Source organism: Lentisalinibacter salinarum (assembly GCF_040706555.1).
Taxonomy (GTDB): domain Bacteria; phylum Pseudomonadota; class Gammaproteobacteria; order Steroidobacterales; family Woeseiaceae; genus Lentisalinibacter; species Lentisalinibacter salinarum.
Map to the genome: position 1 here is coordinate 781,798 of NZ_JAPDRH010000003.1, position 23,817 is coordinate 805,614.

The window sequence follows — 23,817 nt, forward strand, 5'->3', positions numbered from 1 at the left end:
GGTCACTGCAGCTTCAGCAGTACCCAGGCGGCGGCGTCTGCCGCGGTCTCCTTCACGGCCCGCCACCAGCCCCAGTCGTTCTGACGCTCCCACTCGCGCTGCGCCTCGAAGATGACGTAGGCGTGGATGGCCTCGATGTCCTCCTCGCTCAGTCGGTCCTCGAAGCTCGGCATGCCGGCTCCCGCCAGCAGTCCCTGGCCCACGATCTGGCCGAATATCTCGTGCCGGTCCGGCGTCAGGTAACGCAGATCCGGGATCAATCCACCACCGATCACGCGGAAGCCGTGACAGACGGAGCAGTGGCGGGCGTACTGATCGAAGCCCCGCTCCAGCATCTCGTCGCTCGCATCGAGCTCCGGCGGCTCGGGCATCTCCGCCAGTGGCGCCGGGCCGGGCGGCGGGTCGCCTTCCGCGCCCAGCCGGTAGGCCAGCATCCGGCCCGTCGCACCGCCCACGGCATCGTCGTTCGCGGCACCGCCGTACAGCGCCATGGAGCCGCCCCAGCCCGCCAGTACCGCGACGTACTGCTGGCCGTCCACCTCGTAGCTGACGGGCGCGGCCACGATGCCGTTGTTCGCGGGTGCCTGCCAGAGCCGGTCGCCGTCCGTCGCCCGGTAGGCGCTGAAGAAGCCCATGGCGTCGCCCTGGAAGACCAGACCGCCCGCCGTGGAGAGGGTGCCGCCGTTCCAGGGGTGCTGGTGGGGCACCCGCCAGGCGGCTTCCTGGCGCACCGGGTCCCAGGCGAGCAGGGACGCCTTCACCAGTTGCTGGTACATGCTGCGCTCGATGTCGGGGCCGAGCTGCATCGGCGTGGTGCCCTTCGCCATGTCGGTGCCGGTCTGCCAGTAGGTTGACGCCCGCGGCGACTCCGGGTCGGCGCCGTAGGTGGCCGGCACGTCCATCGCGGGGATGTAGACCAGACCGGTCTGCGGGCTGTACGACATCGGCTGCCAGTTGTGGGCGCCCGACGGCGACGGGAAGGTCAGCCGGGGCTCGTCCGAATAACGCGCGTCCGGGAGTTCCACCGGCCGGCCGGTCTCCGGATCCACGTGGGTGGCCCAGTTGATGCGAACGAAATTCTCGGCGCTGATGAAACGGCCGTCGCGGCGGTCCAGCACGTAGAAGAAGCCGTTCTTGGGTGCCTGCATGATCACCGGCACGGTCTCGCCGCCGATCTCGAGGTCCGCCAGGATCATGTGCTGGGTGGCGGTGTAGTCCCAGGTCTCGCCGGGCGTCGTCTGGTAGTGCCAGACGTACTTCCCGGTGTCGGGGCGCAGCGCCACGATGGAAGACAGGAACAGGTTGTCGCCGCCCCCCGGGCTGCGCTGGCGCTGATTCCACGGCGAGCCGTTGCCCACGCCCACGTAGAGCAGGTCCAGCTGCGGGTCATAGGCCATGGAATCCCAGACGGTGCCGCCGCCGCCGAGCTTCCACCATTCGCCGTTCCAGGTCTCGGCGGCCATGGCCATGGCCTCGTTCTCGAAACCGTCGGCCGGGTTGCCCGGCACCGTGTGGAAGCGCCAGATCATCTCGCCGGTATCCGGATCGTAGGCACTCAGGTAGCCGCGCACGCCATATTCGCCGCCGCCGTTGCCGATCAGCACCTTGTTCTTCACCACCCGCGGCGCACCGGTGATGGTGTAGGGCTGCGACTGATCGACCGTGACCCGCTCCCAGAGCTTCTCGCCGGTGACCGCGTCGAGCGCGATCAGACGGCCGTCAAGGGTGCCGAAGAAGACCTTGCCCTCCCAGATCGCGACACCGCGGTTGACGGCGTCGCAGCAGGCGTTGCGCCCGGTGGCGCGGGGCACCCGCGGGTCGTAGCTCCAGAGCTTTTCGCCGGTGCGTGCATCCAGCGCGAAGACCATACTCCAGGAGCCGGTGACGTACATCACGCCGTCGACGACGATGGGCGTGGCCTCCTGGCCGCGCCGCGTGGGCAGCTCGAAGGACCAGGCGAGGCCCAGCTCGTCCACATTCTCCGTATCCACCTGGGCCAGCGGGCTGAACCGCTGCTCGCTGTAGGTGCGGCCGTGGGTGAGCCAGTTGCCCGGCTCGCCGTCGGCATCGACGATGCGTTCGCCGTCGACGCGCTGCAGCGACTTGCGCGTCTGCTCGTCCAGGGCCGCGGCGGCGGCCGTCGGCAGCGTGGCGGCCAGCAGCACGACGAATACCAGTGCCCGCCCGGAATTCGACCGATCCATCAGCTATCTTCCCCCCTTCAAAGCGACAGAGTGCATCTGCCGTTCGATACGACCGTAACGTCCCGCTCCGGGACCCGGCAGCGGAACGAGACCACGTTCCCATCCTGCCACATCTCCGTAAGTATCCGCTCGCCCGGGAACACCGGCGCCGAGAAACGCGCGTCGAAGCCCGTGATCAGCGTGTGGTCGTATTCGCACACCGTCTTCAGGACGGCATGGCAGGCGAATCCGTAGGTGCACAGACCGTGCAGGATCGGCCTGTCGAAGCCGGCCCGGGCGGCCAGCGCCGGGTCGGCGTGGAGCGGATTGCGGTCGCCGTTCAGCCGGTAGAGCAGCGCCTGTTCCGGGCGCGTGGCGAGTTCGCAGACGAGATCCGGCTCCCGGTCCGGCTCCGGATGCGGTGCCGGGCCCGAGCCGGCGGGCCCGCCGAAACCGCCGTCGCCGCGGGCGAATATCGTATTGCCGAGCGTGAACAGGGCCGTGTCGTCCCGCGCCAGGCGGCCTTCGGTCTCGGTAAGGATGATGGCGCCCTTGCCCTCCCCCTTGTCGTAGGCGGCCGTCACCCGGGAGTCCAGCAGGAGCCTGCCGGCCGGCGGCAGCGGCCGGTGCAGCGCCAGGCGCTGCTCGCCGTGCAGCACCCGGGAGAAGTCCCAGCCGCTCGCGTCCAGATAGCCCGCGAAACCGTCGTCGCGCAGCACGGTGGCAAGCGTGGGCACGGTCTTCAGCACGCGCCGCTCGCAGACGTAGCCGAGTTCACGCTCGTCGGTCGGATCCTGACCGAAGCCGACGCTCAGGGCGTAGAGCAGGGTCTCCCGATCGCTCCAGGCCACCGGCACGTCCTTCGCCCGGCAGGCCATCAGTCTGTCATAGTCCAGTGCCATGCTTGGTCTTCCGCTCTCTGGTCGGTTCAGTGTTCGTCCTGCCACCAGGGATAGAACGGCGGCATGTCCTCGGAGACCCGCAGCGGGAACTGCGGCTTGCGTTTCTCCAGGAAGCTCGTGACCCCCTCCGCCGCATCCGCGGACTGCCCCATGTGCCAGATCGCCCGGGACTCGAGGCGATGTGCCTCGTGCGGCCCGGCGGCACCCAGCATGCGCCACACCAGCGCCCGCGCCAGTGCCACCGACACCGCGCCCGTATTCTCCGCGATCTCCGCCGCCAGCGCCCGGGCCCGGGGCAGCAGCGCATCCGGATCGAGCACCTCCGAGACCAGGCCGGCCTCCCGCGCCTCGTCCGTGCCGAAGACCCGGGCGGTGGCGAACCACTCCATGGCCTTGCTGACGCCGACGATGCGGGGCAGGAACCAGCTCGAGCAGGCGTCCGGCGCGATACCGCGGGCGAGGAAGACGAAACCGAGCTTGTTGTCCGGCACCGTCAGCCGGATGTCGGCCGGCAGCGTCATGGTCAGGCCCACGCCCACCGCAGGCCCGTTGATGGCCGCGATGATCGGCTTCGGGCAGTCGAACATGGCCAGCGTGACGCGGCCGCCGCCGTCGCGATGGGCCTCGGCGCTGCGGTCCGCCCGGTTGAAGGTGTCGCCGCCGGACTCGAGATCCGCTCCGGCGCAGAAGGCCCGGTCCGCGCCGGTCAGTATCACCACGCGCACGTCGTCGTTCCGGCCCGCCTCGGCATAGGCCTCGATCAGCGCGTCGCGCATGGCCGGGTTGAAGGCGTTCAGGCGCTCGGGCCGGTTCAGCGTGATCATCATCACGCCGTCGGCCACTTCATGCAGGACGGGCTCGCTCATCCGCCCCCGGCTCCCGCGCGCAGCGCGTAGTCCCAGGCGATCTCCGCCAGCGGCTGCACCGAGCGCGCCGACTGCTTCGCATGCTCGCTGGCCGCCGTGCCGTCGCGCACCCGCCCCGCGATGCCCTGCAAAATGGCCGCGATGCGAAAGAAGTTATAGGCGGCGTAGAAGTCCCGGTTCTCGATGCCGTCGCGGCCCGTGCGCTCGCAGTACATGTCCACGTACTCGTCCTCGGTGGGGATGCCGAGCGACGTCAGGTCGCGGTCCTTCAGACCGCTGGAGCCGACGCCCAGCGGCGGCATCTGCCAGCTCATGAGGTGGTAGGTGAAATCGCCCAGCGGGTGCCCGATGGTGGAGAGCTCCCAGTCCAGCACAGCGATCACCCGCGGCTCCGTGGGATGGATGATCATGTTGTCCAGGCGGAAATCGCCGTGGACGATGCTGGAGGAGTCGTCTTCCGGGATGTTCTCGGGCAGCCACTCGATCAGGCGGTCCATCTCGGGGATCTTCTGCGTCTCCGAGGCGTAGTACTGTTTCGACCAGCGCGAGATCTGGCGGGCGAAATAGTTACCCGGCTTGCCAAACGTCTCCAGGCCGGCGGCCAGGTAGTCGATGGAGTGCAACGTCGCGATGGTCGCGTTCACGTTGTCGTAGATGGCCGTCCGCTCGTCCGGTTCCAGCGCTGGCAGGTCCAGCTCCCAGAATATGCGCCCGTCGACGCAGTCCATGATGTAAAACATCGTGCCGACGACGCTCTCGTCGTCGCAGAGCACGTAGGGCCGCGGCACGGGGAAGTCCTGCTCGTACAATGCGCTGATCACCCGGAACTCCCGGTCCACCGCGTGCGCCGAGGGCAGGAGCTTGCCGGGCGGCTTGCGGCGCAGGACGTAGGTGCCCGAAGGCGAGCTCAGGTGATAGGTGGGGTTCGACTGGCCGCCGCGGAACTGGCGCACCGTCAGCGGACCCTCGAAGCCTTCCACGTGCGCGGCCATGTATTCCTCGAGACGCGCCTCGTCGAAGCGGTGGGCCTCCACCACCTCCTTCGTGCCGGAGAATTGTTCCTGTCTGCTCGCCAAGGCTACGCTCCCCCCTTCGCCCGCGGCTCCACGAAGAAGTCCGGATAAGGCTCGTTCTCGGGCACCACCCGGTAGGATGTGAGATCGGTGATGCCGACGCTCTCCAGCACCTCGTCGTCCACGCAGAAGTTGCCCGTGAACTCCCGGCTAGGACGGGTGAGGATCACGTGGGCGGCGTCCGCCATCACCTCCGGTTTCAGCGAGTGGGCCACCATGTCGTCGCCGCCGAGCAGGTTCTTGACCGCCGCGGTGGCGATCGTGGTGCGCGGCCAGAGCGCGTTCACGGCCACGCCCTTGTCGCGAAACTCGCCGGCCATGCCGAGCACGCACAGACTCATGCCGAACTTGGCCATCGTGTAGGCCACGTGGGGCGCGAACCACTTCTCCTCCATGTTCAGCGGCGGGGAGAGATTCAGGATGTGGGGGTTGTCGGCCTCCAGCAGGTGGGGCAGGCAGATCTTCGAGACCAGGAAGGTGCCCCGCGTGTTGATCTGGTGCATGAGATCGTAGCGCTTCATCTCGGTCTGCAGCGTACCGGTGAGCGAGATGGCGCTCGCGTTGTTGACGCAGATATCCAGCCCGCCGAAGCGCTCGACCGTGGCCGCCACGGCCGCCTGAACCTGCTCCTCGTCGCGGATATCGCAGACGACCGGCAGCGCCTGGCCGCCGGCTTCCTCGATCTCCTCGGCCGCCGTGTAGATGGTGCCCGGCAGCTTCGGATGCGGCTCCGCGGTCTTGGCGGCGATGGCGATGTTGGCGCCGTCCGCCGCGGCGCGCTTGGCGATGGCCAGGCCGATGCCGCGGCTGGCGCCGGAGATGAATAGCGTCTTGCCTTCGAGTGTGCTCATGGTGTGACGGCCCCTCCCGGTCGTGCTTTGCAGTGATTCATGATAACTCAGTCGTCCGTCCCTGCCGTGTCTCCGGGCAGGCGTGCGAGGTAGTCGATGACGGCGGCGGTGAAGGCGTCGTTGCGGTCGCCCGCCACCATGTGATCCGCGTCGGCCACGTTGACGTAGTCGGCCCGGGGGATCACCTCCAGCGTGCGCCGGACGCTGGTCTCGTCCATGACTTCGGACAGCCCGCCGCGGACCAGCAGCACCGGCACGGCGATGCGCGCCGCGGCCCGTTCCACGTCCGCGAACTCGGAGATGTGGCCGGACTCCGAGGCGTGGTCCAGCATGCGGGGATCCCAGTGCCAGCGCAGCCGCCCGTCGGCGCTCTCGCGCAGGTTCTTGATCAGGCCGCTCGGGTCCCGGGGCCGCTCCCGGTGCGGCAGATAGGCGGCGACGGCGTCGGCGGCCTCCTGCAGGTCGGCGAATCCGTCCGGGTGGGCGCTCATGAACTCGAGGATGCGGGCGACGCCGGCCCGGTTCATGGAAAGCCCCACGTCCACGAGGATCACCGCCCGCACCAGGCCCGGCACCATCTCACCGGCCGCCAGCATCGAGCCGATGCCCCCGAGGGAGGCGCCGACCAGGACCGTCGGGCGGCCCAGCGAACGCAGCACGGCCGCGATGTCGGCGGCGATGGCGTGGAAGCTGTAATCGCCGTCCGCCACCCATTCGCTGTCGCCGTGGCCGCGGTGGTCGAGGGCGATCGCCCGCAAGTCGGACGCGGCGAGCAGGCGCGCCGTATCCGACCAGGCGTGGCGGGTCTGGCCGCCGCCATGCAGCAGCAGGACCGGCGGCGCGCTGGCGGCGCCCCACCCTTCCGCGGCGAGGCGGTTGCCCGCCGAGCCGGCATAGGTCAGCGGCTCCGGGGTCTCGTTGTTGTCTGCGCTGTGTCCGCGTGGGTCGGCAGGGATAAGCGTCTCTCCTGGTCCGGCGGGGTAGCCGGCGCGGCGGCGCCGCGCGAGGCGGCGCAAGAATGCGGCGGGCCCGGGCAAATGTCAAAATAGCCCGATTGCAGGATCAACTGCAGGATCAGAGGAGACCCGGCCATGGCAGTCGGCAGCTACCGGCAGATGACGGAAGGTCTGCGTTTTCCCGAGGGACCGATCGCGATGCCGGACGGCAGCGTCCTGCTGGTGGAGATCGCCCGCGGCACGCTCTCGCGGGTCAGCGAGCGCGGCGACGTCGAGGTGGTGGCCGAGACCGGCGGCGGCCCGAACGGCGCGGCCATCGGGCCGGACGGTCACTGCTACGTCTGCAATAACGGCGGCCTGCGCTTCGCCGAATCCGGCGGCCTGCTGATCCCGGTCGGCACGGCCGGCGGCGACGAGTACGCGGGCGGCTCGATCCAGCGGGTCTGCCTCGATTCGGGCGAGGTGGAGACCCTCTATACCCATTGTGGCGACGTCCCGCTGCGCGGGCCGAACGACATCGTGTTCGATGCCGCGGGCGGTTTCTGGTTCACGGACCTCGGCAGAAACACCGGCACCGGCGAGGATCTGGCCGCGGTCTACTATGCCCTGCCCGACGGCTCGCGCATCGAGCGCGCTCTGTTCCCGCTGCACCACGCCAACGGCATCGGGCTATCCGCGGACGAGAGCGTCCTCTACGTCGCCGAGACCTGGACGGGACGGGTGTACCACTATCCGCTCACCGCGCCGGGCACGGTGGGCTGCGGCGCCGACACGGTGGATCCCGAGCGCCTGCTCTACGGCGCCCCGGGCCTGCAGCTGTTCGATTCCCTGGCCGTGGACGGCGCCGGCAACGTGTGCGTGGCCACGGTGATCAACGGGGGCATCACGGTCATTCCGCCCACCGGCGGACAGGCGGAACACCTGGCCCTGGACGACCCCTACACCACCAACATCTGCTTCGGCGGCGACGGGCTGGGCACGGCCTTCGTCACTCTGTCGGGCACGGGGCGCCTGGTCTCGTTCGACTGGCCGCGGCCCGGCCTGGCGCTCAACTTCCTGAATCGCTGAGCCGAAAGTAGCCCGCAACCACTATGCTATGATCCGGGACCGCCCGGACGGCGAGCGCCCAGCGCCACTAATCCATGGTCGAATCCTTCCAGCCCGTCGCCAGAGTCGCCGACATACCGAAGAAGCAGTGCCGGAGCTTCAACGTGGCGGGCAACGACATCGTGGTGGCCCATACCAAGGACGGGTTCTTCGCCGTGCACGATCTGTGCACGCATGCCGAGGCGCGACTGAGCCAGGGCCGGCTGAAGGGCTGCCGCATCGTCTGCCCGCTGCATGGCGCTGCCTTCGACCTGCGGGACGGACGCGTCGTCAAGGGACCGGCCATGCTGCCGGTCAGGCCGTATCCGGTGCGCATCGTCGGGGATATGCTGGAGGTCAGCGTGACCTGACGGCGTCGCCGCACCGCGATGCGGCGACGGAGTCACAATGAAACAGAGACAGAGAAGAACCAGGACCAGACATGCCTACAGCCGATATCAATAACCACAAGATGTACTACGAGATCCATGGCGAGGGGCCGCCGGCCATCTGCATGGGCGGATGGGGTACCTTCTGCCACGGCGGGGAACGCCACCTGGCCCGCGGCCTGACCGATGACTACTCCGTGCTGATCATCGACTACCGGGGCATCGGCGAATCGGACGACGACCTCTCCGTGGAGCCGTCCATGGAACTGTACGCCGACGACGTCATCGGACTGCTCGAGCACCTGGGCTGGACCAACGTCCACTTCGTCGGTCTGGTGGGCATGGGCGCCTGCATCTCGCAGATCGTGGCCGTCAAGCGCCCGGATCTGGTCCGCTCCATGGTGAACATGGGGGCCTGGGTCCGCTGCGACGACTTCCTTGCCGACCAGCTGCAGCTGTTCAGCGACGTGCACCGGGATTCCGGCTTCTATGCGTTCCAGAAGTTCGTGACGGTGATGTCGTTCCTGCCCGAGTACTACAACGCCCACAAAGACAAGCTGCTCGGGCCCGACGGCGGCTGGAAGGAACTGAACGGCCGGCAGGAGGCGCACGCGCGCTTCGTGCAGGCCTGCATCGCCCACGACGTGGCCGACCGGCTGGACCGCATCGAGGCGCCTTCGCTGATCATCCATGCGGGTCAGGATCTGGTGACGAGCCCCCGCACGACGCTGCCCCTCGAGGAAGGCATCCCGAACGCCCGGGGCGTCATGATGGAGGACGTCGCCCACGTGGTCGCGGGCAAGGACCAGAAGATCCGCTTCTGCGACACGCTGCTGCCGTTCCTGGCCGAACACTGATCCGAGGGCTCGGACGATGGACGCGATACTCAAGGGCATACGGGTCGTCGACCTGGGCCGCTACGTCGCCGGACCCTATTGCGCCACGCTGCTGGGCCACCTCGGCGCCGAGGTCATCCGGGTGGAGAAGGTGGGCGGCGGCGAGGACCGCTACCTGGCCTCCCTGGCCGACTCCGGCGAGGGCGCCCTGTTCCTGCAGACCGGGGTCAACAAGCGGGGCATGACCCTGGACTTCTCGCGGCCCGAAGGGCGCGAGATCCTCAAGCGGCTTGTGGCCACCGCGGACGTGGTGGTCGCGAACCTGCCTGGCGCCGCCCTGAAGCGCTACGGGCTCGATTACGCCACGCTCAGGAAGATCCGCCCGGACGTGATCGTGGCCAATCAGAGCACTTTCGGCGACCAGGGCCCCTGGGCCGGCCGGCCCGGTTTCGACGGGCTCGGCCAGGCGATGTCCGGCGCCGCGTGGTTCGGCGGCACGCCGGGCGAGCCCTCCAAGGCGGCGGCACCCTGGGTGGACTTTTCCACCGCGGCGCTCTCGGCGATGGGCGTGCTCGCGGCGCTGATGCACCGGCGCGAGACCGGCGAGGGCCAGCACGTCGAGGCGACGCTGCTCGGCACGGCGCTGGCCGTATTCGGCACGACGCTGACCGAGGAAGGCGCGCTGCACCTGGGCCGTCAGCCGGCCGGCAACCGTTCCCAGCACGCGGCGCCGGCGGACATGTTCCCCACCCGGGACGGTCACATCCTGGTGCAGGTGGTCGGCGACGGCCTGTTCCGGCGCTGGGCCGAACTCGTCGGCGCCAACGAATGGCTGGACCACGACAACCGCTTCGACACCGACCAGTCCCGCGGCGACAACCGGGACCTGATCTGCGAGCGTATGGCGGACTGGTGCCGGGACAAGACCACGAAACAGGCGCTCGCCGCACTGGCGAAGGCCGGCCTGCCGGCGGCGCCGGTGCTGAGCCCTGCCGAAGCGCTTAAGCACCCCCAGGTCCGGGCCATGGGCGTGCTGAAGCCGGTCTCGTTCCCCGGCGCGCCGAAGGACGTGCCGGTGGCCGATCTGCCCCTGCGCCTGTCGGCGAACGCGAGCGGCATGCGCGAGCGGCCGCCGCTGCTGGGCGAACATACCAGCGAGATACTGACCGAGCTCGGCTACAGCGAACAGGAAATCGCGTCGCTGCGCCACGACGAGGTCATCTGACCAGACCCGTTAACAAGACCCTTTGACAGGCCCTAGGCGGGGTCCCCGCGCTCCAGCGCCGCGGCGATGATCTCGCCGTGGTCGAAGGCGAGTGCCGGCAGATCGTCCAGCGGGAACCAGCGGGCCTCCGCGGCATCGCTGGCCGCCTCCGGCGCCGCTTCGTCCGTCGCCGGAGGACCGGTCCAGGCCACACTGACCACCCGTCCGCGGGGATCGCGGCCGGGTCTGCCGAAGGCTCCCACCTGCACCAGCGGACCGGCTTCGAGACCGGTCTCCTCCGCCAGTTCACGGCGTGCCGCGGACTCCAGATCCTCGTCCATCTCGACGAAGCCGCCGGGCAGTGCCCAGCGCCCCTCGTAGGGCGGCTTGCCGCGCCGGATCAGCAGTACCGAGGGCCCCGGCCGGGCCGCGATGAGGACCACGTCCGCGGTCAGCGCGGGGCGGGGATGTTCGTAGAACGGCATGGCGGCATTGTAGCGGCAGCGGCTTCCGGCCACAGCCGCGGCGACGCTACTTGCCGAGCGCCTTGCGCAGCGAGCTGATGTGCTCGTCCGACTCCCGCATGATGCCGAAGAAGTCGGTGGCTTCCACCGCGAGTTTGGCGCTGGCCGGTACCTGCTGCAGGTGTACCTCGGTCGTATCCTCGACGTCAGCGCGGAAGAAGTCGGCCAGCAGGCTGGAGACGATGAGCACGTCGGTGAGATCGGCGTCTCCATCGTGCTCGTACTCCGTCTCCCGGTAGCGCGAGACCGCGGCGGAAATCTCCTCGGAGAAGCTCCAGGATTCCAGGATGGCGCTGCCAATGGCGCTGTGCCACTCCTCCAGTATGTCCTCCAGCTCGGCCGTGTTGGCGAACAGGTCCGGGTGATGCTCCGCCTGGGTGATGATGTAGAGCTTGCCGACGCCATGCATCAACCCGGCGAGCAGGGCCTCGTCCGCGTTGAGACGCGTGAACTTGCGGGCCAGCACGTAGCACAGCGCTGCGACATAGGTGGAGCGGTCCCACGTGCGTTCCATGAACGGACGCGCCTCCTCCAGCGAGGTGGCATCGCTCATCTGCTGCAGGCCGAACGACATCACGGTGTTGCGCACCATGTTCTGGCCGAGACGGGTCACGGCCATGTTCAGCTCCGTGACCGCGTGGGTGCCGGGGCGCAGCGCCGCGGAATTGGCGATCTTCAGCAGCCGCGCCGCCAGTGCCGGCTCGGCGCCGAGCAGCTTCACCAGGTCGGCCGTGCTGCAGTCCTCGTCGGCCAGAGCCTGGCGGATGCGGACCACGACGTCCGGGAACGAAGGGATCTCCAGGTCTCCCCGGGACAGGTGCTCTGCCAGGGACTGGACGAAAGCGAACTTGGCATCCTGGACGGCGGGCTGAGGCTGCATCGACGGGCTTCCTTCCGTTTCTAAACAGGGTTCTACCCCTGCTATCGGCCGCCCCGGCGGATACTTTAGCCCGCCGTCCCGCGGGATGCCCTACAGGACCTCGCAGGCCTCCTCGAATTCGAGCCGGGGGCTGCGCGGAAACAGCGCATCGGGGTCGCCGTAGCCGAGATTGCAGAGGAAATTGGACCTGACCTGCCCGTCCGGCCAGAACTCCCGATCCACGCCCTCGTTGTCGAAACCGGACATGGGACCGCAGTCCAGACCGAGCGCCCGTGCCGCGATGATGAAATAGCCGCCCTGCAGGGTGCCGTTGCGAAACGCGGTGACGTTGCCCGTCTTCTCCTCGCCGGCGAACCAGTCCCGTGCACCCGGGTTGTGCGGGAAGAGTTGGGGGATCTTCTCGTAGAACAACGTGTCATAGCCGATGATCGCCGTGGCGGGCGCGGCCATGGTCTTGTCCACGTTGCCCTCGATCAGGTGCGGTCGCAGCCGCTCCTTCGCCCCGGCGCTGGTGAGGAACAGGATACGCGCCGGGCAGCAGTTCGCGCTGGTGGGGCCGAACTTCATGAGATCATACAGGGTCCGCAGGTCGGCCTCGTGCACCGGCCTGTCCTGCCAGGCGTTGTGGGTCCGCGCCTCGCGGAATATGCGGTCCAGCGCGGCGTCGTCTATTGCTCCGTCACCCATTGCAGTCTTGCCTCTCTCCTGTGCCGTCGACAACGGATCATCTAAACACAGATGAGCGCTTCCTGCAGGGGGCTCGTGCCGACGGGACCAGCTTGCCCCGGCCGGACCTCTTTGCCATAGTCCGATGCGGCCGGCGCGGCGCGCCGGCCCAGCACGGAGATCCGGACCAGCCGAGTGAGCGATCAGGAGACGAGGAAGCTGCGCCGCATCGCGCGCAACCTGGGTGTCGGCAACGTCCGCCGGCACATCTTCCTGTGCTGCGACCAGACCGAGCCGAAGTGCTGCGACCGCAAGCAATCCCTGCAGTCCTGGACCTTCCTGAAATCCCGCCTGCAGGAGCTGGGGCTGGTTGGCCGCGGCGGCGTCTACCGTACCAAGGCGAACTGCCTGCGCATCTGCCGCGACGGTCCGGTCGCCGTCGTCTATCCGGAGGGGGCCTGGTATCACGGCTGCACGCCCGCGGTCCTCGAGGAGATCATCCAGCGCCATCTCGTGGGTGGCGAACTGGTCGAGGAGAATCTGATTACGGTCGCCCCGCTGGACGGGGACGAGGCCGACGACGAGTAATAGCAACGGGTAACCGGCGCGCGGCTCAGCCGGCGTGCTGCCAGCGGCCGTCCTCCTCCCGCACCCTGCCCTCTTCCTCCAGCTTGCCCAGATGGGCACGCAGGGAATACCTGGCCAGCGGCAGCAGCCTCGGATCCACCTCGTCGTACACCTCGGCCAGCAGCGCATCGATTTCGCAGGGCTCGATACGGGCCAGGCGCTCCAGCACCTTCGCCTCGCGCTCGTTGCGGTGGGCGATGATCCAGTCCACCACCGCATCCGGCGCCTCCAGCATCTCGCCGTGCCCGGGCGCGATGCGCGCGAGGCCGTAGGTCTTCAGCAGTTCCAGGGAGCGCAGGTACTGGGCCATGTTGCCGTCGGGCGGCGCGATCACCACCGTCGAGCCGTTCATGATGTGGTCGCCGGTGAACACCAGACTCTCGTCGGTCAGCAGGTAGCAGGCGTGGTTGGAGGCGTGTCCCGGCGTGTGGATGACCTCCAGCGTGTACTCGCCGCAGGCGATGCGCTGGCCGTGGGAGATCGCCCGGTCCGGGCTGAAGGCGCGATCGTTCTCCGGGGTCGGCGGCGGCGGCATGCCGAGCAGTTCTGCGCCCGTGCGCTCGGCCAGCAGCGTCGCACCCGGCGAGTGATCCCGGTGGGTGTGGGTGGCCAGCACCCGGCGCAGCCGCTCGCCCGCCGCCTGCATGATCAGCTCGATATGGGCCTCGTCCGCGGGACCGGGATCGATCACGGAGACCTCTTCCGTGCCGATCAGGTAGGTATTGGTGCCCGGCCCGGTCATCATCCCCGCGTTGGGCGCGATGAGGCGCGATACCAGCGGCGATACGCGCTCCAGCCGGCCGGCGACGAGTCCGCTCATCCGGCCTCCGCGTAGCCGTCGTCCCAGGGCATGAGCACGCGGTGGCCGTCCTCGCCGACGACCACCCTCGGCAGGATTTCCTCGATCGAGGACTTGTCCCGCGCCGCCATCGCGTCCAGCAGGTCGCCGGTCGTCCGGAAGTCCCGGATCAGCGAGAGATTGGAGACCGTCGGCGGATGCAGCCGGAGCCGCTTGCGCATGGCGGGCTCCAGCGCATCGCAGGGCCGGATCCACAGGCTCTCGACGGTCTCGCGGCCGTCGTGCACGCCGTGCTGTCCCGGCGGCACGCCGGCGACGAAGAAGCGCGTGGCATAGCGCCGCGGCAGCACCTTCGGCGTGGTCCAGAAGCTCACGTAGTGCATGCGGTCGCAGGCGAGCCTCAGGCCTTCCCGGTGGCAGAGCTCCAGGGCGCTCATGCGCCCGGCGTCCAGTTCCACCCGGTAGCGGGCGAAGTCGGCCTCTCGCCCGGCCGCGCCCGGGTCGACGTAGCGACCGGCGGCATCGCTGGCGAGCAGATAGCCGCTCTCCTCGAACGTCTCGCGAATACCGGCGACCCAGAAGCGCAGCCCACCGGCCTCCAGCCCCAGCTGCGCACTCGCGGCGGCGTCGTCGAGGCCCGTGCAGACGGCCTCCAGGTCAGTCTCCTCGTCCGTGGCGGCGGCGACTCCTCCCGGAAACACCCAGGCGCCGCCGAAGTCGGCCTTGCCATGGCGCTGCATCATGAACACTTCCACGCCGTCGGCGCCGTCGCGCACCAGCATCACGGTCGCGGAGTCGACGGGCCGCGCGGCCGCTTCGGTTTTCCGCAAGTCTGTGTTCTCCGTGGGCATCGGTTGGTAGGATACCGCGAGCAGGCCACAGCGAGAAAAATCCGATGAAGCTGATCACCGCGATCATCAAGCCGTTCCGACTCGACGACGTCCGCAACGCCCTGGCCGAAGTCGGTATCCAGGGCATGACCGTCACCGAGGTCAAGGGCTTCGGCCGCCAGCGCGGCCACACCGAACTCTACCGGGGCGCGGAGTACGTGGTGGATTTCCTGCCCAAGGCGAAGATCGAGGTGGCCGTAGGCGACGACATGGCCGAGCGGGTGGTGGAAGCCATCTGCGACGCCGCCCGGACCGGCAAGGTGGGCGACGGCAAGATCTTCGTCGAGGATCTCGACCAGGTGATTCGCATCCGCACCGGCGAGTCCGGCGAGCAGGCGATCTGACCTGCCGGCCGCCGCCCTCCGGCGGCCTTCGCTCCTGCAGATTGTATGCAATCTGCAACAAAGCAACCGGGCCGCGGCCCGTTCGATGCCCGCCCGGGCGCCGATTCGCGCAAAATCGTTGTCCAGCCTGTATACAATCGGCTATTCTCGATTCGACCCCATGGAAAAAGAACCGGGTCATCGACGGCGTGTTGCAGAAACGCCGCGCCGCGACATCTACCACCGGAGGGGACACTCATGAGGATACTGCTATCGACGGCGCTGGGGGCTTGTGCCGTCTCACTGGCCGGTCTCGGCTATCCCGCCGGCAGCCTCGCCCAGGAGGGCGCGGGACTCGCCATAGAAGAGATTGTGGTTACCGCCAGGAAGCGCGAGGAGTCGCTGCAGGAGATCCCGATCGCGGTATCCGCCTTCGACGCGCAGACCATCGAGAACCGGGGGTTGCAGTCCATCGACGACGTGTCCCGATTCACGCCGGGCCTGAGCTTTTCGAAAGCCTTCGGTCGCGCCACGGAACGACCGGTCATCCGCGGCCTCAGTAACGTGCTCGCGGGCGTGCAGTTCGGCGTCGAGGCCGGTGCGGCCTACTTCGTCGACGGCGTCTACTACCCCGGCGACATCCAGAACCTGGACCTGGGAGACCTGGAGCGGGTCGAGGTCATCAAGGGGCCCCAGAGCGCGCTCTACGGCCGTAACACCTATTCCGGCGCCATCAACTTCGTGACCCGCAGCCCCGGCGACGAATTCCGCGTTGACGCGAAGGCGCTGACCGCCAGCGACGGCGAGACCGAGTTCCGGGCCACGGTGTCCGGGCCGATCTTCCGCGACGTCCTCGGCGGCAGCCTGACCGCGCGCGCCTACGACTACGACGGCGAGTGGACCAACACCGTCACCGGCGGCACGGTGGGCGACGAGTCCTCGCGCTCGATCAGCGGCGTGCTCAACTGGACCCCCACCGATACCTTCCGGCTGCGCACGCGGGTGCAGTTCAACGACGACGACGACGGGCCGCCGCCGATCTTCCTGCAGCCGGCCGAGTCCAACAACTGCTTCCCGGGATTCCGCTCCATGGCGTCCTGGGCCTTCAGCGGCAGCACCAATAACAACCAGTACTACTGCGGCCAGATCAATCCCGGTCAGGTGGCGCTGAACACGGACGCGATCTCCGGCCCTAGCCCGACCGTGCCGGGCATACCGCCGGGCTCCACCTTCTTCGGCGACATCTACTCAGGCAACGACGGTACGGCCTTCGACGGCCTGGAACGCGAGCAGACGCTGGTGAGCCTGCTCGCCGACTGGACCATCGGCCCGGGCTACGAGCTGACCGCGTCCACCGCCTTCCGCACGGACGAGGTGAAGACCGGCTACGACAGCGACCACACGTCGGTGAACTTCTTCTTCGCGCCGCTGCCCAGCGGCCTGACCGAGGCTTTCTTCGCCAACACGAACAAGGACGAGGTCGATGACTATTCGGTGGAGCTGCGCTTCGCCTCGCCGGTCGACCGCGCCTTCCGCTGGCTCGTGGGCGGCTTCTTCTACTCCCAGCAACTGGACGGCAGCGACATCACGTTCGCCGATCCCGACGGCGGGCCGGTTATCGACATCTCGGACACCCGTAACGAGGCGTATTTCGGCTACATCGAGTACGACTTCAGCGACCGGCTCACCGCCACGCTGGAGGGACGGTATGCGAACGAGACCAAGCAGCTCTGGGACTCCGCCGGATTCAGCGATCGAGACGAGTGGTCCAACTTCACGCCGCGCGCGACGGTGGACTACCAGATCACCGAGGATACCCTCGTCTACGGTGTGGTGGCCAAGGGCGTCAAGCCGGGCGGATTCAACGGGTCCCCCGGCGAGATCAACGGCAACCCGACCTACGAGCAGGAAGAGGCCTGGAACTACGAGCTGGGCCTGAAATCCAGCCTGAACGACGGGCGGGTGCAGTTCTCCGCGGCAGCGTTCTTCATCGACGCGCAGGACATTCAGCTGACGACGCCGGTGCCGAACGAGAGTGGTTCCGCGCTCACATCCATCGCCACCAACCAGGGCTCGGGCGAGGTCGTCGGCCTCGAGCTGGACGTGCGCGCGAACGTCACGGATCAGCTCGACGTCGGCCTGACCTACGCGCTGGCCGACTCCGAGTTCACCGAGGGCTGCGACGACTTCCAGTGGACGCTCACCAGCGGCGGCGGCGAATTGCAGCCCGGCGGCGAGACCGTTAGCGCAGACTTCACGGGCAACGGCGACTGCTCCATCGAGGGCAAGCAGTTCCCGATCTCCTCCAGGCACCAGGCGAGCGCCTTCTTCAACTGGTATCTGCCGGCCGGGGGCTCGAACGAGTGGTTCGTCACCGGCGACGTCACCTACGAATCGAAGAAGTACGTGCAGGTGCATAACCTGGCCTACGCACCGGGCGCAACGCTCGCGGGTCTGCGGGTCGGCTACCAGACGCCGACCTGGCGGGTCTCGGGCTTCGTGCGCAATCTGTTCGACGAGGATTCGGTGATCATCGCCACGCGCTGGCTGGCGATCCCGTACATCTCGCCGGGCTTCTCGCTGAACACGGCCTCGTTCGTGCCGGGTGCGGCCACCGGTTCGCCGCGCGCCTTCTTCACCACGCTCAGGCGCGGACGTCAGATCGGCCTGGAGGTCAGCTACTCCTTCGGCGGCAGCTGATCCGCCGGCCTCGTTCCGGCCCCCGTCGTCCGCGGCGGGGGCTTTTCCTCACCCGTCTGAAATATTCGGGCCGCGCGGGCTGGTCTTCCTTAGATGGAAACGTCAGTCTGGAAACACGATGGTCAGGGAACAAGACGCTCTCGTGCTGTTCTGCAAGCCGCCCGAGCGCTCCAAGCAGCGGCTCGTGCCCGTGCTGGGCGAGCGGCGCACCGCGGAGCTGGCCGCCCGGCTGCTGGACTGTGCGCTGGAGGACCTGGCGGGATGGCCGGGCAGCGTCGTGCTCTCCCCCGCCGAGCCCGGCGACGGCGACTGGGCCGCGGGGCTCGGCCTGGAGCGCTCATGCATACTGTTCCAGCGAGGCGGCAATCTCGGCGAGCGTTTGGACGACATCGACCTGCGGCTCCGCGACGAAGGTTATCGGAGGCGGCTCTACATGGGCATCGACTGCCCGCTCCTCGGCGTCCCGGCACTGACGGCCGCGGCAAACGCCCTGGACGAGGCAGACGTGGTGCTGGGCGCTGCGGAAGACGGCGGCGTGGTATTCATGGGCACCGGCCCGGGATGGCCGCCGCTGGCCGGGCTGCCCTGGAGCACGGAGCGGCTGGCGCAGGCACTGGCCGGCGCCTGCGAGGCCGCAGGCCTGCGGGTGCGCTGGCTCGGGCGCTGGCCGGACGTCGACCGGGCGGCAGACCTCGGGACGCTGGCCGCCGCGCTCGGCGACGACGCGCGGCCGGCGCGGCAGCGGCTGCGGGACTGGCTGGAGGACTGGCTGCGGCCACAGGAACACGGACAACGGCAGGACGGACAGTGAATTCACGCATACGCATACTGATACTTGTGGCCGGCCTGCTGGCGCTCGGCGTGGCGGTCTATGCGCTGCCGGTCGGCCGCTGGCTGGAAGCGGTGATCGGCTGGATCGGAGCGCACCGCGAGACCGCGGGGCTGGCGTTCTTCGCCACCTACGTGGTGGCCACGGTCTTCCTGATCCCCGGTTCCATCCTCACCGTGGCGGCAGGATTCCTGTTCGGGGTCGTGGTCGGCACCGTCGTGGTCAGCATCTCCAGCGTGGCCGGCGCGACGGCGGCGTTCCTGGTAGGCCGGGGGCTCGGCCGGGACTGGGTGCGCCGCAAAGTGGGCACCGACCGGCGCCTTGCCGCGGTGGACCGGGCCACGGAGGACCGCGGTTTCCTGATCGTCATGCTGCTCAGGCTCTCGCCCGTGTTCCCCTTCAACGCGCTGAACTATTTCCTGAGCCTGACCGGCGTGAAGACCGTGCACTATGTGCTGGCCTCCTGGATCGGCATGCTCCCCGCAACCATCCTCTACGTGTACATCGGCTCGGCGGCTCAGGACCTCGCAGCCCTGCTGGCCGGAGACTTCGGCACGGGGGCGGCCGGCGATATCCTGTTCTTCGCCGGCCTCGGCGCCACGGCCTTGGTGACGGTACTGGTGACCCGGTTCGCCACCCGCGCGCTGCGCACGGAACTTGCCCGGGCCGAGGAGGCCCAGTCATGAGCGGCTATCCGGGCGCAGCGGCGGACCGGGAATGGCGCAGCCTCGTCTTCCCGGCGGACTACCGCAATCCTGTACCGGCTGACCGCTACCACCTGGTGGTGATCGGGGCGGGTCCCGGCGGGCTCGTCACGGCCATCGGCGCCGCGGGACTCGGTGCCAGAGTGGCGCTGGTCGAGCGCCACGCGATGGGCGGCGACTGCCTGAACGCGGGCTGCATCCCCTCCAAGGCCCTGCTGGCCATGGCGAAGCGGCGCCGCGCGAGCGGCGGCGAGCAGCCGGACTTCGACGAGGCCTTCGCCTGGCTGCGCTCGGTGCGCGCGGGAATCGCCCATCACGATTCGGTGGAGCGCTACAGCGAGGCGGGCGTGGACGTCTTCCTCGGCGAGGCCCGATTCATCGACGGCCACACCGTGTCCGTGGGCGATGCCCGCCTGCGTGCGCGCTCGGTGGTGGTCGCCACCGGCAGCCGCGCCGCCATGCCGTCCATCGAGGGCCTGGCCGAAGCCGAACCGCTGACCAACGAAACCTTCTTCGACCTGCGCGAGCAGCCCCGCCGGCTGGCGATCCTCGGCGCCGGCGCCGTCGGTTCGGAACTCGCGCAGGCGATGGCGCTGCTCGGCACCGAGGTGCACCTGTTCGAGGCGGCCGAGCGGCCGCTGCCGGCGGAGATTCCCGCCGCCGGCGAACTCGTCGCCGCCCGGCTCAGGCAAGACCGCGTGCACTGCCACTTCGGCGCCGCGGTCGAGTCGGTCCGGCAGCAGGACGGTACGGTGACGGTGCGTGCCGGTGACGTCACGGCCGAGGCGGACGCGCTGCTGGTCGCCCTTGGCCGTCAGCCCAACATCGAGGGCCTGGACCTGGAAGCGGCCGGCGTGGACTACGACGCGCGGGACGGAATCCACGTCGACGAGCGGCTGCGCACGTCGAATCGCGCCGTCTACGCGATCGGCGATGTGGCCTCGCGGCAGCGCTACACGAGCAATGCGGACCGCCAGGCCAGGGTCGTCATCCGCAATGCGCTGTTCCCGGGCAGCGGCACGATGGATGCCCGCCATGTGACCCGCTGCGTCTACACCCAGCCCGAAGTCGCCCACGTCGGCGCGGAGGAGACGGAACTCGCGGAGGAAGCATTCGACGTCTACGAGGTCGAGTGGGGCGAGCTCGACCGGGGCCGCGCCACCGGCGATACGACGGGTTTCGCGCGGGTACTGACGGAGAAAGGCGGCGACCGGATACTCTCGGCGACGCTGGTGGGCAGCGACGCCGGCGAGCAGATAGCGCCGCTGTCGATCCTGCTGGCCCGCGGCGAGGGACTGGGCGCGCTGGACCCTGCCGTCTTCGCCTATCCTACTCGCGCCGAGTACCTGCGGCGCCTCGCCGACGCGTGGAACCGCAGCCGGCTCACGCCGTTCGTCGCGAGGTTGTTCCGGTTCTGGCTCAGGCTCCGCGGGTGAGTGGCGAGCGCGTCGCCGTAATCGTCCCCGTCCGTGGAGATGCGGGACCGCTGGCAGAGTTGCTCGGCCAGCTGGGCGACGAGCCGGACGAGACGATCGTGGTGAGCGCGGGCGACGACGCGGCCATCGGGCGTATCTGCGCGGAGGCGGGGGCGCGGTGCCTGACCGCCCGGGCGGGCCGTGGCCCTCAGCAGCACGCGGGTGCGCTGGCGGCGCGGGCCGACTGGTTGTGGTTCCTGCACGCCGACGCACTGCCCTGCCCAGGGTCGGTCGCGCGGATCCGCGAGGCCGGCGGCCAAGGCGCAGTGGGCGGCTATTTCCGCTTCCGCTTCCGGGGCCCGCAGACGGCCGGACGCCGGCTGCTGGCCGCGCTGATCAACATCCGCGCCCGCCTGGGCATCCCCTACGGCGACCAGGGGCTGTTCTTCCGGCGCGACGTCTATCTGGACTGCGGCGGCTTCCCCGACGAACCGCTGTTCGAGGAGGTCCGTCTGGTCCGGCGCGCGCGGGGCCGGGGCCTCTTCGTGGGCCTGCCCTCGCCGCTCGGCGTCTCACCCCGGCGCTGGGAGCGGGATGGCTGGATACGCCGCACGCTGAGCAACCGCATGCTCGCTTTGGGCTATGCTATGGGGTTTTCCCCGCGCCGGCTGGCGCGCATCTACGATAATCGCAAGGAGAACCGGGTTAACCGGCAGACACGATCATGACCATCTACGCTGGCAATTCCTGGGCGCTCAGGCTCGCTCCCGGCTGGACCGGCCGCAGCGAGGACGACGCCGAAGTGCTCTATCACCCCGAGGGCGCCGGCGCGCTGCGCGTAAGCGCGGCGCGCAAGGACGATCCGGTCACGGACGAGGACCTGCAGGGCTTCGCGGCCCAGCACCCGGAGGAAGGCGCCAGTGTCGAGGCCGTGGAATGCGGCGAATTCCGGGGCTACCGCTACGAGATCGAGGGCGAGAGCGTCCTCGTGCGCCAGTGGTTCCTGCGGGCGGGTACTCTGGCGCTTTTCCTCACCTATAACTGTTCGCTGGAACACGCGGGCGAGGAGGACGAAGCGCTGGAGACCATGCTGGAGACGCTGAGCCTCGTCGATGACTGAACGCCCGTCCCTTTACCGGACGAGAGCCGGCGAGCCGCGAGGCTATATCGATGCGCATGCTCTCGACGAACTCTGGTTTCATACCGGCACAGCCTGCAACCTGGCCTGCCCGTTTTGCCTGGAGGGGTCGAAGCCGGGCGACACGAGGCTCGACCGGATCACGCTGGAGGACGTGCAGCCGTTGATGGCGGAGGCGTGCGACCGGGGGGTGAGGCAGTTCTCGTTTACGGGCGGCGAGCCGTTCATCGTCAAGGACTTCGTGCGCATCCTCCGGGCTGCGGCGTCGTTGCGCCCCTGCCTGGTACTGACCAACGGCACCGAGCCGGTGCTGAAGCGGCTGCCGCAGATCGGGAGCCTGCGGGAATGCAAGCACCCGATCTCGTTCCGCGTCAGCATCGACTGGCCGGAGCGGGATCGTCACGATGCGGGTCGCGGCGCCGGCACCTTCGATCAGGCGCTGGAGGGCATACGGTCCCTTGCCGCGCTCGGTTTTGCCGTCTCGATGGCGCGCCAGGCAGAGAAGGACGAAGACAGCTCCGCGGCAGACGAAGTCTTCCGCAAATTGTTCGCCGCCAACGGTATCGACCGGAACACCCGCATCGTATCATTCCCGGATTTCGGCACGCCCGGCAGCGCCTTCGACGTCCCGGAGATCACCGAGGACTGCATGACCCGTTATCACACGGAGGAATCCCGGCGCGGCTTCATGTGCGCATATTCCCGCATGGTGATCAAGAAAGCGGGCAGGATGCGAGTGTACGCCTGCACGCTGGTGGACGACGACGAAGACTACGATCTGGGTGGCAGCCTGGCGGAGGCCGACCGGCGCGTCTTCCTGCGCCACCACCGCTGCTATAGCTGCTTCGCCTACGGCGCCTCCTGCAGCGAATCCTGAAGGTGCTGAAGGTGCCGGACCGAACTTTTGCAACTTTTTTGCGTTTCGACGTTTGCGCGTCGGGCGGCTGTCTGAATCGCAGGACAACAAGTTCAAAAAGTTGCAAAAGTTCGGTCCGGCACGTGCTAGACGTGCTAGGCCTTGCTAGGCGGGGAAGAAGTCGATCGGTTTTGTGGTCGTGACGGGTTCCACGTCTTTCGCGTCGAAGCGGAAGAGTTTGACGCGCTGGACGAGCTTGCGTTCGAGTTCATCGTCGCCGAGGTCGCTGGAGACGATCTCGCAGGCCGTTACCGCACCCGACGGGGCGATGGTCAGCCTCAGCACCAGCTTGCCCTGCAGCGTGGGGTCGCGGCGCAGCGCACGGTTGTACAGCGCATAGATCGCGCCCTTGTTGCGGTCGAAGACCAGCTCGATCTCTTCCCGACTGCGCGACGCCTTGCCACTGTCGCCGGTCCGGCGCGCCTCGCCACCGCCGCGGCCGACGCCGGCGACCGGGCTCTCCACCCTGGTGGTGTCCCGCGCGGCGAGTCCACTGCCGCCGGTATTGCGCGACAGCGAAGCCGTATTGATGCCGCCGCTGCCGCCGGCCACGTTGGACGTGACCAGCGAACGTACGTTACTGGGTCCGCTGCCGACCGATCCGGTCAGCTCCTTGTCCGACTTGACCGCGGCCACCGCCTCGTTGTCGCGTAAATCAGCGAGCTCGTCCGCGAAGGGCAGCAGACCCGCCACCGAGGCTTTCTCCCGTGCCTGCTCCACCCGGTCGACCGGCTCCGGCTCCGGTTGGGGCTCCGCGACCACCTTTTCGGGGACCGTCTCCTCGGCCACCACGGGCTCCGGCTCCTCGGTCTTCTCCTCCACCCTGGGCGGAGGCGGGGGCGGCGTGCGCTCCTCCATCATCAGCTCGACGAAACGCTCGGGGATCTCCTCCGCCTCGAACGGATCGCGCTCCGGCACCGGCAGCCAGGGCCAGACGAGGGCCAGCAACAACAGGGTGCCACCCACGGCCGCCAGGATGCGCCGGAAGCGCCGCTCCTGCTCCGTCGAGACGGACCAGGGGAGCTCGTACTCTCTGTAGAACGGTATATCCAAGTCCGTC

General features: G+C 68.7%; 25 protein-coding genes. 13 read left to right on the forward strand and 12 right to left on the reverse strand.

Translation table 11 applies throughout. The annotated features are described in order from the left end of the window. Positions 1–2 precede the first annotated feature (2 nt). Genes ACJMKZ_RS14110 through ACJMKZ_RS14135 form a run of 6 tightly spaced genes read right to left on the reverse strand, consistent with a single transcriptional unit; the run spans position 3 to position 6,891 of the window. Positions 3–2,204: a PQQ-dependent dehydrogenase, methanol/ethanol family gene (locus tag ACJMKZ_RS14110; protein WP_405233841.1), complete on the reverse strand. Its 2,202-nt coding sequence runs from the start codon at positions 2,202–2,204 to the stop codon at positions 3–5. Between the two features lie 17 nt (positions 2,205–2,221). After that, on the reverse strand, positions 2,222–3,085 hold the full coding sequence (locus ACJMKZ_RS14115) for a MaoC family dehydratase (RefSeq protein WP_405233842.1): 864 nt from the start codon (positions 3,083–3,085) through the stop codon (positions 2,222–2,224). A 26-nt stretch (positions 3,086–3,111) separates the two neighbouring features. Beyond that, complete coding sequence (locus tag ACJMKZ_RS14120) at positions 3,112–3,951, reverse strand: enoyl-CoA hydratase-related protein (protein WP_405233843.1); 840 nt, start codon at positions 3,949–3,951, stop codon at positions 3,112–3,114. Then, entirely contained in the window at positions 3,948–5,027 is a 1,080-nt protein-coding gene (locus tag ACJMKZ_RS14125) for a phosphotransferase (protein ID WP_405233844.1), read from the reverse strand. Before ACJMKZ_RS14125 ends, ACJMKZ_RS14120 begins: the two co-directional genes overlap by 4 nt. Before the next feature lie 2 nt (positions 5,028–5,029). Then, positions 5,030–5,875 carry an SDR family oxidoreductase gene (locus ACJMKZ_RS14130; protein ID WP_405233845.1) on the reverse strand — a complete coding sequence of 282 codons (846 nt, stop codon included), beginning with the start codon at positions 5,873–5,875 and terminating at the stop codon, positions 5,030–5,032. 47 nt (positions 5,876–5,922) lie between these two features. Further along, complete coding sequence (locus ACJMKZ_RS14135; protein WP_405233846.1) at positions 5,923–6,891, reverse strand: alpha/beta fold hydrolase; 969 nt, start codon at positions 6,889–6,891, stop codon at positions 5,923–5,925. Positions 6,892–6,966: 75 nt separating this feature from the next. Here ACJMKZ_RS14135 and ACJMKZ_RS14140 point away from each other — a divergent pair, with 75 nt between their 5' ends. The 4 genes from ACJMKZ_RS14140 to ACJMKZ_RS14155 all read left to right on the forward strand — a co-directional run bounded on the left by ACJMKZ_RS14140 (position 6,967) and on the right by ACJMKZ_RS14155 (position 10,367). After that, on the forward strand, positions 6,967–7,899 hold the full coding sequence (locus ACJMKZ_RS14140) for an SMP-30/gluconolactonase/LRE family protein (RefSeq protein WP_405233847.1): 933 nt from the start codon (positions 6,967–6,969) through the stop codon (positions 7,897–7,899). Positions 7,900–7,973: 74 nt separating this feature from the next. After that, positions 7,974–8,288, forward strand: coding sequence for a Rieske (2Fe-2S) protein (locus ACJMKZ_RS14145; RefSeq protein ID WP_405233848.1), 315 nt, complete (start codon positions 7,974–7,976; stop codon positions 8,286–8,288). Between the two features lie 71 nt (positions 8,289–8,359). Next, entirely contained in the window at positions 8,360–9,163 is an 804-nt protein-coding gene (locus ACJMKZ_RS14150; protein WP_405233849.1) for an alpha/beta fold hydrolase, read from the forward strand. A gap of 16 nt (positions 9,164–9,179) precedes the next feature. Beyond that, entirely contained in the window at positions 9,180–10,367 is a 1,188-nt protein-coding gene (locus ACJMKZ_RS14155; RefSeq protein WP_405233850.1) for a CaiB/BaiF CoA transferase family protein, read from the forward strand. Positions 10,368–10,399: 32 nt separating this feature from the next. On the opposite strand, the gene ACJMKZ_RS14160 is transcribed toward ACJMKZ_RS14155, so the two are convergent. The 3 genes from ACJMKZ_RS14160 to ACJMKZ_RS14170 all read right to left on the reverse strand — a co-directional run bounded on the left by ACJMKZ_RS14160 (position 10,400) and on the right by ACJMKZ_RS14170 (position 12,437). Beyond that, complete coding sequence (locus tag ACJMKZ_RS14160) at positions 10,400–10,864, reverse strand: NUDIX domain-containing protein (protein ID WP_405233851.1); 465 nt, start codon at positions 10,862–10,864, stop codon at positions 10,400–10,402. Positions 10,865–10,877: 13 nt separating this feature from the next. Continuing rightward, positions 10,878–11,750 (reverse strand): HDOD domain-containing protein, encoded by an 873-nt coding sequence (locus tag ACJMKZ_RS14165; protein ID WP_405233852.1) that lies wholly within the window; start codon positions 11,748–11,750, stop codon positions 10,878–10,880. Positions 11,751–11,840: 90 nt separating this feature from the next. Then, positions 11,841–12,437: a malonic semialdehyde reductase gene (locus tag ACJMKZ_RS14170; RefSeq protein ID WP_405233853.1), complete on the reverse strand. Its 597-nt coding sequence runs from the start codon at positions 12,435–12,437 to the stop codon at positions 11,841–11,843. 198 nt (positions 12,438–12,635) lie between these two features. On the opposite strand from ACJMKZ_RS14170, the gene ACJMKZ_RS14175 reads away from it, so the two are divergent. Continuing rightward, positions 12,636–13,004 carry a (2Fe-2S) ferredoxin domain-containing protein gene (locus tag ACJMKZ_RS14175; RefSeq protein WP_405234172.1) on the forward strand — a complete coding sequence of 123 codons (369 nt, stop codon included), beginning with the start codon at positions 12,636–12,638 and terminating at the stop codon, positions 13,002–13,004. Positions 13,005–13,029: 25 nt separating this feature from the next. Here ACJMKZ_RS14175 and ACJMKZ_RS14180 read toward each other — a convergent pair whose 3' ends face one another. Further along, the gene (locus ACJMKZ_RS14180) at positions 13,030–13,863 is read right to left on the reverse strand and encodes an MBL fold metallo-hydrolase (protein ID WP_405233854.1); all 834 of its coding nucleotides are present in this window, start codon (positions 13,861–13,863) and stop codon (positions 13,030–13,032) included. Further along, entirely contained in the window at positions 13,860–14,672 is an 813-nt protein-coding gene (locus tag ACJMKZ_RS14185) for an NUDIX hydrolase (RefSeq protein ID WP_405233855.1), read from the reverse strand. The genes ACJMKZ_RS14180 and ACJMKZ_RS14185 overlap by 4 nt, the downstream gene beginning before the upstream one ends. A 65-nt stretch (positions 14,673–14,737) precedes the next feature. Here ACJMKZ_RS14185 and ACJMKZ_RS14190 point away from each other — a divergent pair, with 65 nt between their 5' ends. The 8 genes from ACJMKZ_RS14190 to ACJMKZ_RS14225 all read left to right on the forward strand — a co-directional run bounded on the left by ACJMKZ_RS14190 (position 14,738) and on the right by ACJMKZ_RS14225 (position 22,718). Beyond that, on the forward strand, positions 14,738–15,076 hold the full coding sequence (locus ACJMKZ_RS14190) for a P-II family nitrogen regulator (protein ID WP_405233856.1): 339 nt from the start codon (positions 14,738–14,740) through the stop codon (positions 15,074–15,076). Positions 15,077–15,313: 237 nt separating this feature from the next. Next, positions 15,314–17,755: a TonB-dependent receptor gene (locus ACJMKZ_RS14195; RefSeq protein WP_405233857.1), complete on the forward strand. Its 2,442-nt coding sequence runs from the start codon at positions 15,314–15,316 to the stop codon at positions 17,753–17,755. Positions 17,756–17,873: 118 nt separating this feature from the next. Then, positions 17,874–18,566, forward strand: a complete 693-nt coding sequence (locus tag ACJMKZ_RS14200; RefSeq protein ID WP_405233858.1) for a TIGR04282 family arsenosugar biosynthesis glycosyltransferase — start codon at positions 17,874–17,876, stop codon at positions 18,564–18,566. Further along, on the forward strand, positions 18,563–19,270 hold the full coding sequence (locus ACJMKZ_RS14205) for a TVP38/TMEM64 family protein (protein ID WP_405233859.1): 708 nt from the start codon (positions 18,563–18,565) through the stop codon (positions 19,268–19,270). Before ACJMKZ_RS14200 ends, ACJMKZ_RS14205 begins: the two co-directional genes overlap by 4 nt. Next, on the forward strand, positions 19,267–20,724 hold the full coding sequence (locus tag ACJMKZ_RS14210; protein ID WP_405233860.1) for a dihydrolipoyl dehydrogenase family protein: 1,458 nt from the start codon (positions 19,267–19,269) through the stop codon (positions 20,722–20,724). The genes ACJMKZ_RS14205 and ACJMKZ_RS14210 overlap by 4 nt, the downstream gene beginning before the upstream one ends. Beyond that, the gene (locus ACJMKZ_RS14215; RefSeq protein ID WP_405233861.1) at positions 20,721–21,431 is read left to right on the forward strand and encodes a glycosyltransferase; all 711 of its coding nucleotides are present in this window, start codon (positions 20,721–20,723) and stop codon (positions 21,429–21,431) included. The genes ACJMKZ_RS14210 and ACJMKZ_RS14215 overlap by 4 nt, the downstream gene beginning before the upstream one ends. Beyond that, entirely contained in the window at positions 21,428–21,823 is a 396-nt protein-coding gene (locus ACJMKZ_RS14220; RefSeq protein ID WP_405233862.1) for a hypothetical protein, read from the forward strand. The genes ACJMKZ_RS14215 and ACJMKZ_RS14220 overlap by 4 nt, the downstream gene beginning before the upstream one ends. Next, positions 21,816–22,718 (forward strand): radical SAM protein, encoded by a 903-nt coding sequence (locus ACJMKZ_RS14225; protein ID WP_405233863.1) that lies wholly within the window; start codon positions 21,816–21,818, stop codon positions 22,716–22,718. Before ACJMKZ_RS14220 ends, ACJMKZ_RS14225 begins: the two co-directional genes overlap by 8 nt. A 144-nt stretch (positions 22,719–22,862) precedes the next feature. Here the strand turns inward: ACJMKZ_RS14225 and ACJMKZ_RS14230 are convergent, their stop codons facing one another. Next, a complete protein-coding gene (locus tag ACJMKZ_RS14230; RefSeq protein WP_405233864.1) occupies positions 22,863–23,810 on the reverse strand; it encodes an AgmX/PglI C-terminal domain-containing protein in 948 nt (315 codons plus the stop codon). Positions 23,811–23,817: the final 7 nt, after the last annotated feature.